Annotated in this window: 16 protein-coding genes, 1 tRNA gene and 2 pseudogenes; 6 read left to right on the top strand and 13 right to left on the bottom strand. The window is 63.5% G+C overall.

Annotation, left to right across the window (positions count from 1 at the left end; translation table 11 throughout):
* The first annotated feature begins 2 nt into the window (after positions 1-2).
* Complete coding sequence (locus ACP8LP_RS01425) at positions 3-488, top strand: SixA phosphatase family protein (protein WP_016666879.1); 486 nt, start codon at positions 3-5, stop codon at positions 486-488.
* Positions 489-508: 20 nt separating this feature from the next.
* Here the strand turns inward: ACP8LP_RS01425 and ACP8LP_RS01420 are convergent, their stop codons facing one another.
* Entirely contained in the window at positions 509-1,462 is a 954-nt protein-coding gene (locus tag ACP8LP_RS01420) for a hypothetical protein (RefSeq protein ID WP_484483229.1), read from the bottom strand.
* A gap of 109 nt (positions 1,463-1,571) precedes the next feature.
* On the opposite strand from ACP8LP_RS01420, the pseudogene ACP8LP_RS01415 reads away from it, so the two are divergent.
* Both ACP8LP_RS01415 and ACP8LP_RS01410 read left to right on the top strand, forming a co-directional pair.
* Positions 1,572-2,954, top strand: a pseudogene (locus ACP8LP_RS01415) (ammonium transporter).
* Complete coding sequence (locus ACP8LP_RS01410; protein WP_016666875.1) at positions 2,951-3,289, top strand: P-II family nitrogen regulator; 339 nt, start codon at positions 2,951-2,953, stop codon at positions 3,287-3,289. The pseudogene ACP8LP_RS01415 and the gene ACP8LP_RS01410 overlap by 4 nt, the downstream one beginning before the upstream one ends.
* A gap of 201 nt (positions 3,290-3,490) precedes the next feature.
* Here the strand turns inward: ACP8LP_RS01410 and ACP8LP_RS01405 are convergent, their stop codons facing one another.
* A complete protein-coding gene (locus ACP8LP_RS01405) occupies positions 3,491-4,837 on the bottom strand; it encodes a flavin monoamine oxidase family protein (RefSeq protein WP_484483227.1) in 1,347 nt (448 codons plus the stop codon).
* Positions 4,838-5,338: 501 nt separating this feature from the next.
* Between ACP8LP_RS01405 and ACP8LP_RS01400 the strand changes: the two genes are divergently transcribed.
* Complete coding sequence (locus ACP8LP_RS01400; protein ID WP_353956407.1) at positions 5,339-5,680, top strand: iron chaperone; 342 nt, start codon at positions 5,339-5,341, stop codon at positions 5,678-5,680.
* A 353-nt stretch (positions 5,681-6,033) separates the two neighbouring features.
* Here the strand turns inward: ACP8LP_RS01400 and ACP8LP_RS01395 are convergent, their stop codons facing one another.
* From ACP8LP_RS01395 to ACP8LP_RS01365, 7 genes are all read right to left on the bottom strand, one after another.
* A complete protein-coding gene (locus tag ACP8LP_RS01395; protein ID WP_016666872.1) occupies positions 6,034-6,159 on the bottom strand; it encodes a type II toxin-antitoxin system Phd/YefM family antitoxin in 126 nt (41 codons plus the stop codon).
* Positions 6,160-6,221: 62 nt separating this feature from the next.
* Positions 6,222-6,887 carry an ATP-binding cassette domain-containing protein gene (locus ACP8LP_RS01390; protein WP_016666871.1) on the bottom strand — a complete coding sequence of 222 codons (666 nt, stop codon included), beginning with the start codon at positions 6,885-6,887 and terminating at the stop codon, positions 6,222-6,224.
* A complete protein-coding gene (locus ACP8LP_RS01385; RefSeq protein ID WP_261795787.1) occupies positions 6,836-8,227 on the bottom strand; it encodes a beta-carotene 15,15'-monooxygenase in 1,392 nt (463 codons plus the stop codon). Before ACP8LP_RS01385 ends, ACP8LP_RS01390 begins: the two co-directional genes overlap by 52 nt.
* A gap of 92 nt (positions 8,228-8,319) precedes the next feature.
* On the bottom strand, positions 8,320-8,691 hold the full coding sequence (locus tag ACP8LP_RS01380) for a hypothetical protein (RefSeq protein WP_016666869.1): 372 nt from the start codon (positions 8,689-8,691) through the stop codon (positions 8,320-8,322).
* 17 nt (positions 8,692-8,708) lie between these two features.
* Positions 8,709-9,299, bottom strand: coding sequence for a hypothetical protein (locus ACP8LP_RS01375; RefSeq protein WP_252906065.1), 591 nt, complete (start codon positions 9,297-9,299; stop codon positions 8,709-8,711).
* Positions 9,300-9,303: 4 nt separating this feature from the next.
* Positions 9,304-9,852: a stage II sporulation protein M gene (locus ACP8LP_RS01370; protein ID WP_016666867.1), complete on the bottom strand. Its 549-nt coding sequence runs from the start codon at positions 9,850-9,852 to the stop codon at positions 9,304-9,306.
* A gap of 29 nt (positions 9,853-9,881) precedes the next feature.
* Positions 9,882-10,145 (bottom strand): uberolysin/carnocyclin family circular bacteriocin, encoded by a 264-nt coding sequence (locus ACP8LP_RS01365; protein WP_252906066.1) that lies wholly within the window; start codon positions 10,143-10,145, stop codon positions 9,882-9,884.
* Between the two features lie 103 nt (positions 10,146-10,248).
* On the opposite strand from ACP8LP_RS01365, the gene ACP8LP_RS01360 reads away from it, so the two are divergent.
* Entirely contained in the window at positions 10,249-10,401 is a 153-nt protein-coding gene (locus ACP8LP_RS01360; protein ID WP_187117021.1) for a hypothetical protein, read from the top strand.
* A gap of 33 nt (positions 10,402-10,434) precedes the next feature.
* On the opposite strand, the gene ACP8LP_RS01355 is transcribed toward ACP8LP_RS01360, so the two are convergent.
* Positions 10,435-10,510: transfer RNA gene (locus ACP8LP_RS01355), tRNA-Thr, on the bottom strand.
* A 157-nt stretch (positions 10,511-10,667) separates the two neighbouring features.
* Between ACP8LP_RS01355 and ACP8LP_RS01350 the strand changes: the two are divergent.
* Positions 10,668-12,339: pseudogene (locus tag ACP8LP_RS01350) on the top strand (DUF885 domain-containing protein).
* Positions 12,340-12,401: 62 nt separating this feature from the next.
* On the opposite strand, the gene ACP8LP_RS01345 reads toward ACP8LP_RS01350, so the two are convergent.
* From ACP8LP_RS01345 to ricT, 3 genes are all read right to left on the bottom strand, one after another.
* Positions 12,402-12,734 carry a hypothetical protein gene (locus tag ACP8LP_RS01345; RefSeq protein ID WP_016666864.1) on the bottom strand — a complete coding sequence of 111 codons (333 nt, stop codon included), beginning with the start codon at positions 12,732-12,734 and terminating at the stop codon, positions 12,402-12,404.
* A gap of 134 nt (positions 12,735-12,868) precedes the next feature.
* Complete coding sequence (locus ACP8LP_RS01340) at positions 12,869-14,311, bottom strand: alpha/beta hydrolase (protein ID WP_334353221.1); 1,443 nt, start codon at positions 14,309-14,311, stop codon at positions 12,869-12,871.
* A gap of 251 nt (positions 14,312-14,562) precedes the next feature.
* The gene (ricT, locus tag ACP8LP_RS01335) at positions 14,563-15,255 is read right to left on the bottom strand and encodes a regulatory iron-sulfur-containing complex subunit RicT (protein ID WP_334338775.1); all 693 of its coding nucleotides are present in this window, start codon (positions 15,253-15,255) and stop codon (positions 14,563-14,565) included.
* Positions 15,256-15,323 lie beyond the last annotated feature (68 nt).

Below are 15,323 nucleotides of genomic sequence, written 5' to 3'. Positions count from 1 at the left end.
TCATGCACACCCTGTTTCTCATGAGACATGCACAGCCCGTTTCCCATGCCGCTGGTGGCGACCGAGAGCGTCCGCTCACCGACGTGGGACGCCGTCAGGCACGCGAGGTCGGAATGCGTCTTGGACTGCGTAATGTCGGCCATGCGCTGGTCTCCGACGCCTTGCGCACCCGACAGACGTGGGACTGCCTTCAGCTGGATTGCCCCGTGGAATTCATGCGCGCCCTGTACTACTGCGGCACAGACACCATGCGTCAGCGCATTGGAGAGATCGACGACGACGTCGACAATCTGCTCGTCATCGCTCACGCCCCGACGATTCCTGGCTTGGCAGCACAACTGGCCGCGATGGGCGGTGCGGAGGAAGAGATCGGCTGCTGGTACCCGCCGGCGACCCTCACCGAGGTCGAGGTCGCCGGCAGCTGGGCCGATCTCACCGACGAATACTTCGACAAGGTGCGGCTCGTCGGAGTTCAGCGGCCGATGTGACGAGCTGCCTTGGTCCTCGCTCAACGCAGGATGTGAACCTCGGCAGCGACGCCGCCGGTGCAGGTCGTATACGTCTCCTCCGTCCTGCACTTCATGGTGTAGTCCTTGCCGGTGACCGGGCTGTGGGCGTTCACCTCGTAGCCGCCCTGGGCGTCGTCGGGAATTGCATTGGCGACTTCGAGCGCGAACGGGCATGACGTCGCGCCCACGGCGCCGACAGTCGAGGAGCAGACAGTGTCGCCGTCAGGAAGCTTGTCGGCAACCTGGCGAGCACTCGACGTCGGGGATTTCGGGGTGGAAGGAGCCGAACTTGCCGCGGGCACAGGCGAGGACTCGAGGAAGCTTGGGGTGGCGCCGATGGATGTCGCGCCCTCGTGGGGCTCCTCTGAGGCGTGGGGCTCCTGCGAGGCGGATTGCTCGGCATGAGTGCTGGCCGATGGCGTCGCCGCCGGAACGGGTTCCCCGCTTGAGCGCCCCTTCCGACCACCGGCGAAGAGCAGGATCGCACCCAGGACGACGAGCACGAGTAGCCCGATCACCAAGCCAATGAGCACGTTCCGGTGGCGGGACGAGTCATCCGGAGGCTGCGGGTGCGACGTGGCAGGGGCAGACGGCGGCGGGGGTGGGGTGAAGACAGGGTTATCCGGGACCGTCGCCATCGCGCGAGTCCGCTCTGCCTCGGGGTCACGGAACCAGTCGTCGGGCAGCTGGGAATCCCCGGCCTCCTGACCCTGACCTTGCGGAGGCTGCTGCTGACCCGACCAGGGCTGGCGGCTGTTGGACCACTGCTCGTTGGTGCTCCACTGTTGGGTCGGCGTGGACTCCTGTCGCTGCCACTGCTGGGTTGGTGTCACGTCCTGCTGATCTCGCGGCTTCGGCGGGGTCTGCACCCGAGGGATCTCCCGCGTCGGAGCTTCATCAACGCCCACGGGGCTCTGCACGACCGTCTCGTCGAAGGAGCCAGGGTCTGTCATGCGCACGGCACCGGGCAGGTGCAGGTCCAGCCCACACTGTCTGCAGGCGGCATCGTGCGCACCCACCTGGGTGCCGCATCGCGCACAAAACATAGTCTCATCTCCGTCCATGAGTGGCGCGTCAAGGATATGGCATGTTTTCACGGTCTCCGCGTCACGTTCCTGTCACCGACGTAACACCGTCGTCACACAAGAGCGCGATTCTTCACATGTCAGTAACGCCGACCAAACGGTTCCGCAACGCTGCCAGATGACGATTGACACCATGACACCACTGTTTGAGATCAATGCCGGCGACACCGCCTGGGTGCTCGCCAGCGCGTCCTTGGTGCTGTTCATGACACCGATGCTCGCCTTCTTCTACGGCGGTATGGTGCGAGCCAAGGGCGTGCTCAACATGCTCATGATGAACGTCGTTGCGATGGGGACCATCGGCGTCCTCTGGGTGGTCTGCGGTTACTCGATGGCCTTCGGTGACCCGCAGTGGGGAGGCCTTATCGGCAACCCCGCCCAGTACTTCGGACTCCACGGGGTCATGGGAACCGAGGTCGGGACCATTCCCGGATTCGTCTTCGTCGCCTTCCAGTCCGCCTTCGCCATCATCGCAACTGCCCTCATCAGCGGCGCCGTCGCTGACCGTATGAAGTTCTCCGCCTGGGTCGTATTCACCATCGTGTCGGGCCTGCTGGTCTACTTCCCGGCCGCCAACTGGGTGTTCGGCACCGGCTGGATCCTCAACACGATGCACGCCGTCGACTTTGCCGGTGGCACCGCGATCCACATCAACGCCGGCGCTGCCGCCCTTGCCCTGGCCCTCATCCTCGGCCCACGCGTCGGATTTGGTTCCAGGCCGGTGCGTCCGCACAACACCACCCTCGTCATGCTCGGTGCCGGCGGCCTGTGGTTCGGTTGGTTCGGATTCAACGCCGGATCTGCGCTGGGGGCCAATGACACCGCAGGTCTGGCCTGGGTCAACACCCTCGCCGCTGCTGCCGCCGCCATGCTCGCATGGATCTGCGTCGAGCGCATCCGCGACGGTCAGCCCACCATGCTTGGCGCCGCCTCGGGCATCGTCGCCGGCCTGGTCGGCATCACCCCGGCCTGCGCGTCGGTCTCCCCGTGGGGCGCCGTCATCATCGGCATCATCTGCGGCGCCGTCTGTGCCCTGGCTGTCAGCCTGAAATACCGCTTCGGCTACGACGACTCCCTCGACGTCGTCGGCGTCCACATGGTCGGTGGCTTCCTAGGCACCGTCCTCGTCGGATTCCTCGCCGACCCGCATGCCATGACTGAAGGCGCCTCCGCCTCCCTCGAGGCCAATGGAGCCGGCCTGTTCCTCGGTGGTAACGGCTAGCTGCTGGGGGTCCAGGTCATCTGTGCCCTCGCGATGATGGCCTACTCCTTCGTCGTCAGCGGCCTCACCGGTCTGGTCATCAAGAAGACGATGGGCATCCGTGTTTCCACCGCCGACAAGGAAGAGATCTCGGCATGAAGCTCATCACCGCCATCATCCAGCCATCGGCACTCGACACCGTCCGACTCGAACTCGCCAAGGCCGGAGTCTCTGGTCTGACGATCTCCGAGGCCGCCGGGTACGCCCGCCAGAAGGGTCACACCGAGGTCTACCGAGGCGCGGAGTTCACCATCGACTTCCTCGAGAAAGTCCGCGTCGAGGTGCTGTGCACCGACGAGGAGCTCGAGAACGTCGTTGAGACGATCTGTGACGCGGCTCGTACCGGGGAGATCGGTGACGGAAAGGTGTGGTCCAGCGACGTCCAGGATGTCATTCGGATCCGCACTGGGGAACGAGGCCCTGCCGCCATCTGATTCGTAACCCAGGCTGGAACAACAGCTCAATTTCGAGCAGCACCCGCTGCGCCGTCCTTCTGAGGGCGGCGCAGGACTGCTCCGGTCACGGTCTGGCCTTGTCAGACCTCATTTCGTCAGCTGATGACGTCGCCGCGGAGAACACCATCACCGCTGCTGACCTCGCGGCAAGGTCCGCCGCCGAAGTCAGCGTCTGACGGATCAGAGCAGGTCGACAGCCTCCTGAGCCGCGCGAGCACCGGCTCGCAGCGCGCCCTCCATGTAGCCGTTGAAGGAGGAGGCGTACTCGGCGCCGGCGAAGAGCACCCTGCCCAACGGCTGGGCGAGGATCGGGCCAGTGGCAGTCCAGAGGCTGGGAGCGAAGTGGGCGCCGTGGCAGCCACCGGTGTAGGGCTCGGAGAGCCAGTCGCGGTCGAGGTATTCGATCGCGGAGCGGGGAGCCTCACCGAAGGCGGACTCGACGACCTCCTCGAAGGCGCGCTGACGCAGACTCACCGAGAGTTTGCCGTAGCCCGACGCTTCGGTGCCCTCGAAGAAGCCCATCAGGACTCCCCGGCCGGTCTCGTCGTCGGAGGTGTCGAAGATGACGCGAACGGCACCCTCGTCGGCACCCATCTGGCCGGAGGCTCCGGAGGTGCGCCACCACGGGCTGTCGTAGACGAGGTAGGCCTTGATGACATTGCCTGCGGGTACCTTCTCGGCCATCTCGAGACGCTCTGCCGGAAGAGCGGGATCGAACTCGATCTCCTTGAGGAGACGCGGAGGGACGGTAACGATGACGCTGCGCCCCTGGTACTCGGTGCCGGCGGACGTCGCGACGGTGACGGTGTCGTCGTCTGCGTGGATGGAGCGGACCGGGCAGGAGAGCTTGAGGTCATCGCCGAGACGCTCCGCGAGGTTGCGAGCGACCTGGGCGACACCGCCCTTGACGCGCTGCTGCTTGAGCCCACCGTTGACGGCGACGAGGGATTCTAGGTCCACCCCGGAGTTGGCCTTCGTCAGACCATCAAGAAGTGTGGTGTCGTCGGGAGAGACCCCGAAGGCACGCCGGAAAAGATTGGTGATGTATTCACGTCCGGCGTCCGTACGCACATTCGAGACCACCCACTGACTCAGGGACTGATTCAGCCACGTACCGTTCGCCGTCGTCCAACTCTTGTTGTTGGCAACGCGATCGGCCAGACGGCGGAACCTCAGCAGGCCCTGACCGAGGTCAGACAGTTCGAAGGGGCTGAGGGTGTGAGCAGAGCTAGAGGAATTAGTGACGTGGGAGACCCGTCCGCGAGCCTTGACGACGACGTCACCCTCGGTGGAATCGACCAGTTCAAGGCCTTGGGAGGCGATGAGGGAGCGAAGTTCTTCATGGCCCTCACTGACCCATTGGCCGCCCAACTCGATGACCTGCCCATTGGACAACTCGGCGTTCTCGAGGCGCCCACCCACTCGGGAGCGAGCCTCCAGAACCACCACCGAGTGCCCTGCGGATGCGAGTTCTTCGGCGGCCGTCAGTCCGGCAAGGCCTGCGCCGATAATGATGCTGTCGTACATGCGTCCCCTTGCAATTCCGCTGTACGGCCGAACCGAGGAGTCAGGCCGCGACCTACGAATCGTGGTGCCTCGATCGTACCGGGCCACCCTGACGCATTGCGCGTAGACCCTGTTCGACACCCCGGTTCGCCCTTCCTGAGCTGGCGAACGCGAATCGGAGTTGAGCGGCGGGGATGATCCGTGACGTCTGCGCAGGAAATGCGCCGCAGTTCTTAGGTGGCAACCACCTGTATGCAGCATCCTCGCTGGCTTCGGTGATCGTCATGGTCGTTGAGTATTGTCCAAGACTTCGGAGTGGACCCTGCAATTGTGTCGTCCTCACAAGGTGCAGAACATAGTGCGGGCACGTCAGGAGGCCCAGGACGGCACTGCCGGCGATCCACTGGGTAAGCCGGCATCAGTTCCACTGACACCTACAGGAGAGCCATGACCCTTGATCGCACCATCGCCCACGCCACACCGCTCGACAACGCCGATCTCATCGACGCCTGACTCGCGGCCATCCCCGTCGACGCCAACCGTCAGCGCATCTCCGACCTGCTCAACGAGACCTTGCGCACCCACCCGAATCTCGTCCTGGTGTGGAAATGGAACATGCCGATGCTCACTGATCATGGCTCGTTCATCGCGAGCTGGAGTGCCTCGGCCAAGCACCTGGCCCTGGCCTTCGAGGCAGCGACCCTTGATGCCTTCACGGAACGAATCATCGACGAGGGCTACACCAGGTCCAAGAAGATGTGGCAGGTGAGGTGGGATCAGCCGGTTCCATGGCCACTCATCGACGACATGCTCGGGCACGCCATCGAGGCCAAGAAGGACTGCACGACCTTCTGGGCGAGGTGAGGGGACTTTTCACAAGGCCGTGTCGACCGTGTTGAGACCCAAGTCGTGCCAGGCGGTCAAGAAAGCTCGGTCGCCAGATACGGCGACCGAGTCGTCCTCACAGACACTCAGTGCGGCAGCACAGTGGACGGAGTCATATCCACGCAGCCGCTGCTCTCTCGCGATAGTGCACACCACTTCGAGTAGAGGATCACTGATCTTGACGACGTGTCGACATAGGCAATCATCGTCGCTGCAGTTCGACGAGATCGCTCATCATCGCTCCGGCGTCCACCGGATGTGGGAGACGAGGCTTCCCGACCCGACAGGGCGTGACCAAAACCGTCGGCAATCATGATTTCCAACTTGGGATACTACTCGACGGGGACCAGTCGGGCGACTGGCTTGCCGTGGTCAGTCGCTGCGATCGTCTGACCGTTCCTGACCTGCGCAACGTGTTTGTTCAAACTGTCACGTGGTTCTCTAATACCCACTTCCATGACAGCCTCCCCATGTGGCGCTTTCCTTGTCTTCAATTACGGCCACATCAGTCACGGCGTCGTCAACGGGTCGGCATGGGGTGCGAATTGTCCGTCGTCCGAGGCAGGCCCAAGGTCTCATCGACAGTGAGACCGTCCGGCAACGCGTGGGCCACTAGCAGGACGAGACTGTCCTTGCGCCACTCGTTGATGTCAGAGACCATCACACGACTTGACTCCTCATCGACCCCATTGAACGGCTCGTCGAGGACGACGACGTCGAACTCCCCCGTCGTGCACATGACGTACCACAGCCGTTTCGCGGTTCCCGTCGACAAGGTGGATGTGCGGTAGTCGAACCACTCGTCGAGGCCGAGGTCCTTGGCGCGCGCCACCGGTTCAGCCCTGTCGCAACCTGCCAATCGAGCGGCGAGAGTCAGGTGATCAACCATGCTCAGACTGGGATGTAGTGACGGTTTGGCGCGACACACTCGTCGTCGCGTCCGCAGTGCAGGGTCCGACGCCTTCTTGCCACAGACGATCAGGTCGCCCTGAGTGGGACGGAGGTAGCCGGAGATCCCCTCGATGAGGGTCGACTTGCCGGTCCCGTTTGGTGCATCGAGCCGCACTGTCGCGGGACCTTGGACATGGAACGACAGATCGTGGACAACCGACCGATCCGGGGAATACCCGAGGGTCAGGCCAATGGCCTCGATGGCAGGGCGAGAACGCGTTGTCTCGTCAACCATGTTGCACCTCCCAGAAGGACGAAGGTCAGAATGAAGCCGATCCAACCCACCCCATGCATGGCCGTCATGAGGATGACGACCATCATCGCTGTGGACGCCAGGACACTGAGCAAGCCGACGGACGTCGAGGCCGGAACCGTACCGTCTGGAAGAGCCGCGTCACTGGCCACGACAGCAGCAGCAACCCAGGCGCACGCGATCGATGCCCAGACGACGAGCAGCGGGATGAGGGCGTCACCGCCCAGCATGCCAGCTGCCGCTGCGACAGGTGCGACGAGGAAGAGACCAAAGAGGACGGCAACGCCCAGGGGTGCGATTGCCAGGTGCATCGGGTTGGCTCCCAGCTCCCACGCCATCCTCCAGCGTGGCGCCAGTGCCGCGGGCCCGATGCGTATGGACAGCAGGTCCGAAACCACCAGACCAAGGATCAACAGCAAGATGGCCGAGAGCTGATTGACGATCCGCGCCGGCAGATTCACACCCACGCCGCCCAGCGCCATAACAGCGATGGCCATGACCAATACACCAACGCTCCACACAAGGAAGACAAGGCGAGCAAGTGCGGCCGCAACCGGAACTGGTGACAGGTCGCTCATGACCACGCGCACCCACGGGCTGATTCCTCTCGACCGGCGCAGGTGGACCCTGGCCTTTTCATGAGACACACTGTTTCGCACCAGGAAAGGGGCAGATCGCAGGGTGACGCATCCGGTGACCGCCGCGGCGCCAGTTGCGACCGTCACCACAGCGACACCGACAGCGACCCATGTCCAGGTGGGCCCCCGCATGGCGCGAGGATGCTGAAGACTGGCCTCAGCAACCCATCTGACGACCAGAGCAAGGATGACTCCAGTAGCAGCGCCGCTGCAGGCAGCCATCACCTGGCTGGAACGATGAGAGTCGTTGAGTTTCGCGGCAACCCATGCCGTGATGGCCACCATGCCCAAGGTGGTGGCGACCGGAATCACCACCAGAGCCCCTACTGTGGTAGGCGGCATCCCCGACAGCGAAGCTCGCAATCCGGCACCCCAGGAGAGCCCCGCGACGACCGCGGTCGTGATCACGAGCCTTTCCAACATTTCCGCCACAACGACACTGAACCTCGAGATGTCCATGGCACGGAAGAACTCAGCACATGGATGGTTCGTCAGCCGTATTCGGCGGGAGGTCAGCGTCTCCCTGAAGGCATGAAGGATGAGGACGTACAAGCCAATGACCAGCGGCAGTGTGACTCCGACAACAACACCGCCTTGGGCAAGCCGACCGACAAGCCAGTCGAATCCCACGACCGCGACCGCCACTGCCAGCGCGAATGCGAGGAAGGCGATGAGAATGCGCATCACTCGATAACCCTTGAGAGAGAACCCCCACCCAAGGGCATCGAGGGAGGAGGCATCACAGATATCATGCGCCGCCCGGAAGGTCGGTGCGTTCACAGGCGATCCCTGGTCCTCTGAGAATCAATTTCCGCCTGAACCATGACCGCGACCGTTGCACAGCAAACAGCGATGACGACAGCGGGAACCACCATGTACCCAGCAGCGCTGAGTTTTCTCCCCAATGTCCCTTGGCAGGCACCAAGACAGATCGCTCCGCTGAGGAACGCGGAAACATCAAGTCGAAGGTGTGTCCCCGGGCGGATGACCACCAATACCAGCAACGCCGCAACGACAATGCCGACGATGCCCACTATGACGCCCACGACTTGCGGATCCCTGACCAGCGTCATCACCGCAAACACGCCGAGGGTGACGGCCAGAATTCCCGCAAGAATCCGCCGGGAACGCATGTACAAAACCTGCATAAATGCTCCTCATTTCCTCACAGCACGAGAGAAATCGCACCAACCGCAAGCAACAACGCAGCTGAGGTTACTTTTCCACGTGTTCCAGCCCGGCCCATTGCGGGCCGCCTCCACGTCCACACTATGGTGGCAACCGCGACCGCGAAAAGCCAGACGAACGTTGCCGGATACTCTTTCGGCGCGGACACATTGGCAATCAAGGCAACCAACTGCACCGGGACCGTGGCGCACAGCCCGACGAAAACCGCAGGACCCAACCCGGTCTTTCCGTCGGCGCCCTTGTCCTCTCTGACGGGCACCATGGTGCCCTGAAGAATCTTCTCGTCCACCACTGCACACAGAAAGAGATACAGCCCTTGGAATACGGTCGAGAGAATCATTGCAAAGACTATTCCGAGACGGACGGCAAGCTGAGCAAGCGCCGGGTCCTCGAGACCCGACGTGTGGCCTCGTGTCCAGCCGACCTGGCTGATGCGATCAGCCAACTGGGTCCAGAGGCGAATGGCAATGAGAAGACCTGTCATCACCACCGCGATCCACACGACCGCTCTATCCGTTTTGAGACGCCCGACAGCATCGGAACCATGGTTCGCTGATGCGGAACTCATGACGTCAACCATTTCTTGACTGGATGATCGCCGCCTCGAGCCCAGCCCCCACGACGATGAGGACCAACGAGACGGCCAGAAGGACCAATGACTGGCGCAATGGGGCGAAGTAACGGGTGACAACCTTCTCTTCCGCGAGAGATCCCGAAGTCAGCACCGCGGTGCCGACTGGCAGTAATCCAGCCGTCGCAGCCAACAGATATGCCAGGATCTCGACGATGGCATAACCACTCACGGACCACAGCGCCATCGTCAGCCCAACTTCATTGGCAGCTGCCGCCGTGCTTGCTCCGATCAAAAAGCCGAGAGAGGCGATGCCGACCATCGCAATTATTCCGATTGAGATGACGCCTGCATATAAGCTCAGGACAACCGAGGCATTTCGCACAAGGATCGAAATGAAGAGCGAATCTCCGGAGCCCCCGAGGGGCTTGCCAAGCATACCCCCACCTCCTGGTATCGCTCCGTCGAGCGTGCCGAACGCGATTACTGCCGACACCGCGAAGATGGCGAGCGCACAGAGGAAGGATGCGATGAAACCGCAGTTCCTCATGTGCACCCACCTTCGACAAGAGACGGACATCAGGCGATTGCGACCTTCTTGCCCCACTTCTTGATAGCCCACTTGGCAGTGGCCACGGCGGCGCCAGCAATGCCACCGGAGGCGACGGCCATGGCGATCGACAGCGCGGCACCACCAACCGAAACCGCGTTCACGATCTGGCTAGCCACAGAGGTGGAAAGACCGAACATACCGGCAATGTAAGCGCCAGTGAAGGTCGACAGCACAACGCCGATAACTGCGACCAAAGCAGCAATGCCGACGACCTTCGCCGCCAACTTCATCCACTCATGCGGAAAGAGGACCATCGCTCTACCCGATACCGAGCACCGGACGACCACCCCTAGTGACCTTGAGGCCAGTACCCCCACAATCCTGGCCTGTCGGATGATCCCCACTGACCACGCCAAGAAGCCCGCAGCGATCACTCACCTGACCAAGGTCGTCAGTGGCCCTCGCGTGTTCGCAGCGGTCACCACCGCGACCGTAGATCACCACGGGGATCCATCGGCAAGACAGGGAGCCGTCGTCATTTCCTGACGACCCATGCGAGCATTCCTGGCCGGGCGCTCATGGAGCCAACTACGGGAATCGAACCCGTGACCTACGCTTTACGAGAGCGTCGCTCTACCGACTGAGCTAAGTTGGCACGCCTGCCATGGCAGGCTCGCAAGACTATACCGGCATGATGACCTCGTCGCGAAACCGGTACGCTTCTTTCTGGAACACCACGCGCCTCCCGCCTGTCCACGACTCGCGATAGCGTCATCCTCGTGACCAACGACAACGCACACACCACCCACCAGATGGGGTCAGAGGTCGACGAGGTTGCCGACCACCACTGGGACGCCATGGTGCAGGCCAGCCCGATTCTTGCCACTGCCCTCGGCCTGGATCTCAACCAGGACGAGTACGACGACCTGTCCCCCGCAGGCATGGAGGCCCGGTACCAGCTCGTCATGGACACCTTGGACCGTCTCGACCAGGCCATGCCTGCCGACGACACCGACAGGGTCACCGTCTCCGCCATGCGCTCCAGCCTGGGTCTGGAGGCCGAGAGCCACGACAAGGGATACGACCTCCTCACCCTCAACGGCATTGCCTCGGGCGTCCACGAGATCCGCGAGGTTTACGACGCGATGCCCACCGAGACCCCCGATCAGGTGTCGACGGTCGCACGTCGTCTGCAGGCCATCGGCGCGGCTCTCGACGGCTGGCTGCAGACCCAGCGCGCCTCGATCGATGCCGGTGTCGCGCCCGCCATCCGTCAGGTGAACCTTCTCGTCGAGCAGATCACCTCCTGGACCGGCGACGGTGGATTCTTTGACGACTACCTCAAGCGGACCGCCTCCGACGACCTGCCCGACTCCGTGAAGTCGGAACTTGCTGAGGGCATCGACGCCGCCAAGGCCAACTTCCGTCGCACCGCAGAGACCCTCGCCGCCGAGATCGCTCCGCTCGCCACCGAGACCGACGCCGTCGGCATCGACCGTTACCGTCTCGCTTCTCGTCAGTTCGTCGGCACCACTGTCGACCTCGCCGAGACCTACGAGTGGGGCAAGCAGGAACTCGCCCGCATCGAGCAGTTGCAGCGCGAGACCGCCGAACGCATCCGTCCAGGAGCCAGCGTCAAGGAGGCCATGGCGGTCCTCGACGCCGATCCGACTTACCAGATCTCCGGCGTCGAGTCCCTCAGGACATGGATGCAGGAGCGCGCCGACGAAGCCATCTCTTCGCTGGACGGCACCCACTTCGAGGTTCCCGAGCAGGCCCGTCACATCGAGGGCATGATCGCCCCGACCCACGACGGAGGCGTCTACTACACGCCTCCGTCTGAAGACTTCTCCCGTCCCGGCCGGATGTGGTGGTCGGTGCCAGAAGGCGTCGACACCTTCACGACCTGGCGAGAATTGACGACCGTCTACCACGAGGGCGCCCCGGGTCACCACCTGCAGACCTCATCGGCCATCGCTGCTCGTGACGAGCTCAACTCGTGGCGACGCAATTACTGGACGTCTGGTTACGGGGAGGGCTGGGCCCTCTATGCTGAGTGGCTCATGGCTGATCTGGGCTACATGGACGATCCCGGTCACTTCATGGGCCTGCTCGACGGGCAGTCCATGCGCGCTGCCCGCGTCGTCCTCGACATCGGCCTGCACTGCCAGTTCGAGGCCCCCGAGGAAGTCGGCGGCGGCGAGTGGGACTGGGACAAGGCCTGGACCTTCTTCAACAACCACGTCTCCATGGACGAGGGATCGGCTCGCTACGAGGTCAACCGTTACTTCGGCTGAGGTCAACCGTTACTTCGGCTGGCCCGGCCAGGCCCCGTCGTACAAACTCGGTGAGCGCACCTGGCTGGAGCTGCGGGAGGCTGCGAAGGCCAAGAACCCGAACTTCGACCTGAAGGAGTACCACACCAACGTCCTGCGCATGGGTGCTCTGCCGCTGGACGTACTGCGTCGAGCGGTGCTCTCCTGAGGACTCATGCCTGAGATCCCGCCAGCTGGCCACGAGGTGGCTGGCGGGACCGGGGCCTCACATCAAGGATGTCGCAGGCACAGGGCGCCGACGTACCCGGTGTCGTGGCTGAGCTCATGTCGCACTGACACCCGCGTCAATCCTTGCGGACAATTCGTACCGGGCTTGACGACGTCCTTGACGTAACGGGCACCGTCCTCCTCGCATGCCACCCTCGGGACACGTCCGTCGTCGACCCGTGCCCCGACCATGACGCAGTGCCCGTCAACGGCTTCCAGATCGTTCCATGCGTGGGACCGCCACGCCCACTCCAGGGCAAGGAGTGCGCCTGCGAGCAGGGCCAAGCCCGTGACACGCAACACGATGCCAATGACATGGCGCTGACCCAACGTCATGAGCGATCCCTCCTCATGACGACAAGGGTAACGACGTCTCCCAAACCTCCCGCCGGGCTCGCACGTCTGTGCTGACAGCCGTCACGAACAGCGGATACCGTCGCACCAGGACGGCCTGCCGCCACACCCCTACGTCAGCAGACTGTCTTGTCTCTGGGGACCTTCGCGTCATTGACGTAACTCTCGACGGCCTTCTTGACGCATTGGTTACCAAGCTCCCACGCCGAGTGCCCGGCACCCCGCCAGGTCAGCAACACACCGGACTTGAGCTGGTCAGCCATCCACTCGGCCTGCTCGTAGGGGGTGGCAGGATCACCCGTGGCACCCAGAACCAAGATGGGTGCCGCCCCCTGAGCCGTCAGGTACAGCTGGTGAGCCGGGTGGGCCGTCCAGACCTCACAGGTCGGCGTCATCCCCAGAGCCTTGCCGAGGGTCGGCGCCTTGGCTGCCTCCTTGGGCCACTCCTTCCGGACGTGGTTCAGACCGAAGTCAGCCTGATCCAGGCAGGAGATCGCTGGGAAGGCAGAGACGATCGTCTCCCACTGACCATCCTTGCCACGCCCGTTCAAGAAATCGGAGGCTGTCAGCAGGTAGCTGCCGTTCCCGTCCTTCATGGCACCACGCAAGGAACCCGCCAGGTAGGGATATGCCTCCTTGCCCGAGTACAGGAACAAGGCGATGCCAGTCGCTGCCAGACTTTGCGTCAGGGTTCGGTTCTCGACCTTCAACGGGTGGGAGTCGAGATGGTTGAGGAAGTTCAGGGTGGTCTTGCGGACCTCGGCCTCGTTCTTCCCCAGCGTGCAGCGCTGCCCCTGTTTGGCGCACCACTTGGCGAAGTCGCCGAAAGCTCGGTCGAACCCGACGCTCTGGCTGACGGTGTCGTGGTTGGTGATGTTGACCGTAGAGTCCAGCACCATCTGCCCGACTCGCCCCGGGTACAGCTCGGCATAGGTCGCACCGAGGAAGGTGCCGTACGAAATGCCGAGGTAATCGAGCTTCTTGTCGCCCACGAGATACCGCAGGTAGTCCAGGTCCCGAGCGGTGTCGATCGTCGAGACATGATCCAGCAGCTCGCCGGAGTGCGCCCTGCAACTGCGTGCGAAATCCCTCGTGCCGCGGCCGAGCGCCTTCCACTCGGCCTCATCGTCGGGGGACGCGTCAAGGTTGAAGAAGGCGTCCATCGTCTTCGCCGGGCCGCAGTCAACGTGGGTGGACTGGCCGGTTCCGCGCGGATCCCACCCGATGACGTCGTGGTTCGGGAAGGCGGAGGACTTGAAGCTGTCCATCATCTCCTGGCCGGAACCGCCAGGGCCACCGGGATTGACGAAGAGGGTCGCCTTGGACGACGACTCCGCTGGCTTGCGCTTGAGGGCCAAGGTAATCGCCGGACCATTCGGATCATCCCAGTCCAACGGCACGAGTACCTTGGAACACTGGAAGTTCCCGCAGGCATGCCACGAAATCTTGCGCGACAGGTATCGGTTCATCCCCTTACCGGCTGGCGGCTTGCTGAACTGCTTGTCGTCCTGCGATGCGGGGTGCATGGTCTGGCGGTCCGGGCTCTCCGGACCCTCCAAGTGGGCATGGGCCTTGGGATCGAACGAAGCGACCGGAGGGTTCGGGTCAGCTTTCCCCTGGGCCGGCTTGACTGACGCCGTCACGGACGGCGAGGGCATGGGGCTCGGGGTGGCGGACTGCTGGGTCGGCGAGGCGGATTGAGTGATCGTCGGCCCCGAGGTGGGCTCCTCAGTGGTGCAGGCTGTCACCGAGAACAGGGAGCAGGCGACCAAGGCCGCGGCAATCGTGCGTCGTCGCGGATCGCGTCGAGTCATGGGGACCTCCTGGGTCTGGCATCTTTGCGCTCCCCTTGCAGCCGGCGTCGTCCAGCTGTCGAGCAGGCCGACACCAGCGGACAACCCGGACCGTCCGGGCCGCTGGCTTCTCCCAGGGCAGCCTCGAAATCGGCGTAATAGGGAGACTCGTAGCGCAGGCAGCACATGAGTTTGCCGCATGCCCCGGTCACTGCCAAGGGATTGGACGCCATCCCCTGCTCGGTGACGAGACGATTCGGCACCGACAACGGCTCGGGCAGGAAGGTCGCGCAACACAGCGGACGGCCACACGCCCCTACCCCGCCGACGGCTCGGGCGGTGTCTCGGCCGCGCAGCTGACGCAGGTCTATGCGTGCGTGCAGCCGTCGCGCCAGTGGCCCGACGATGGTGGCGAACTCAACCCGGTGGGGAGCGCGGAAGTACACCGCGATGAGGCGATCATCGTCGGACTCCACCAGGTCGATCGCCAGGACCTCCATCTCGACGCCGAGGTCCTCGACGGTGCGCCGAGCGGTCTGCAAGATCTCATCCCGGTGGTGTCGGTCCTGGGCCGCCGCGGCGACGTCCTCGTCATCGGCGACACCTGCGCAGACCGGCAGGGCCCCATCAAGAACAACCTCTTCCGGCCCCCACACACACCGACACACCAGCGGGCCGTCAGGGGTGGGGTAGAGCAGCCATGAACCCACCTCGACGTCGAGAGTCCCGACGTCGAGGTGGAAAAGTTGTCCGTATTCGCGGAAGGCGACCGCTACGA

The organism is Cutibacterium sp. LaCa_89 (assembly GCF_058177555.1).
The sequence above is the reverse complement of the archived record's forward strand: the minus strand, read 5'-3'. Positions and strand labels throughout refer to the sequence as shown.

Excerpts from the sequence above, each read along its gene's own strand:
- ACP8LP_RS01345 (WP_016666864.1), bottom strand. The coding sequence starts at position 12,734 with ATGACGTTGGGTCAGCGCCATGTCATTGGCATCGTGTTGCGTGTCACG.
- ACP8LP_RS01360 (WP_187117021.1), top strand. The coding sequence starts at position 10,249 with ATGATCCCCACTGACCACGCCAAGAAGCCCGCAGCGATCACTCACCTG.
- ACP8LP_RS01385 (WP_261795787.1), bottom strand. The coding sequence starts at position 8,227 with ATGCGCATTCTCATCGCCTTCCTCGCATTCGCGCTGGCAGTGGCGGTC.
- ACP8LP_RS01365 (WP_252906066.1), bottom strand. The coding sequence starts at position 10,145 with ATGAAGTTGGCGGCGAAGGTCGTCGGCATTGCTGCTTTGGTCGCAGTT.
- ACP8LP_RS01380 (WP_016666869.1), bottom strand. The coding sequence starts at position 8,691 with ATGCAGGTTTTGTACATGCGTTCCCGGCGGATTCTTGCGGGAATTCTG.
- ACP8LP_RS01425 (WP_016666879.1), top strand. The coding sequence starts at position 3 with ATGCACACCCTGTTTCTCATGAGACATGCACAGCCCGTTTCCCATGCC.
- ACP8LP_RS01395 (WP_016666872.1), bottom strand. The coding sequence starts at position 6,159 with ATGGAAGTGGGTATTAGAGAACCACGTGACAGTTTGAACAAACACGTT.
- ACP8LP_RS01375 (WP_252906065.1), bottom strand. The coding sequence starts at position 9,299 with ATGAGTTCCGCATCAGCGAACCATGGTTCCGATGCTGTCGGGCGTCTC.
- ACP8LP_RS01370 (WP_016666867.1), bottom strand. The coding sequence starts at position 9,852 with ATGAGGAACTGCGGTTTCATCGCATCCTTCCTCTGTGCGCTCGCCATC.
- ACP8LP_RS01390 (WP_016666871.1), bottom strand. The coding sequence starts at position 6,887 with ATGGTTGACGAGACAACGCGTTCTCGCCCTGCCATCGAGGCCATTGGC.
- ACP8LP_RS01410 (WP_016666875.1), top strand. The coding sequence starts at position 2,951 with ATGAAGCTCATCACCGCCATCATCCAGCCATCGGCACTCGACACCGTC.
- ACP8LP_RS01420 (WP_484483229.1), bottom strand. The coding sequence starts at position 1,462 with ATGACAGACCCTGGCTCCTTCGACGAGACGGTCGTGCAGAGCCCCGTG.
- ACP8LP_RS01405 (WP_484483227.1), bottom strand. The coding sequence starts at position 4,837 with ATGTACGACAGCATCATTATCGGCGCAGGCCTTGCCGGACTGACGGCC.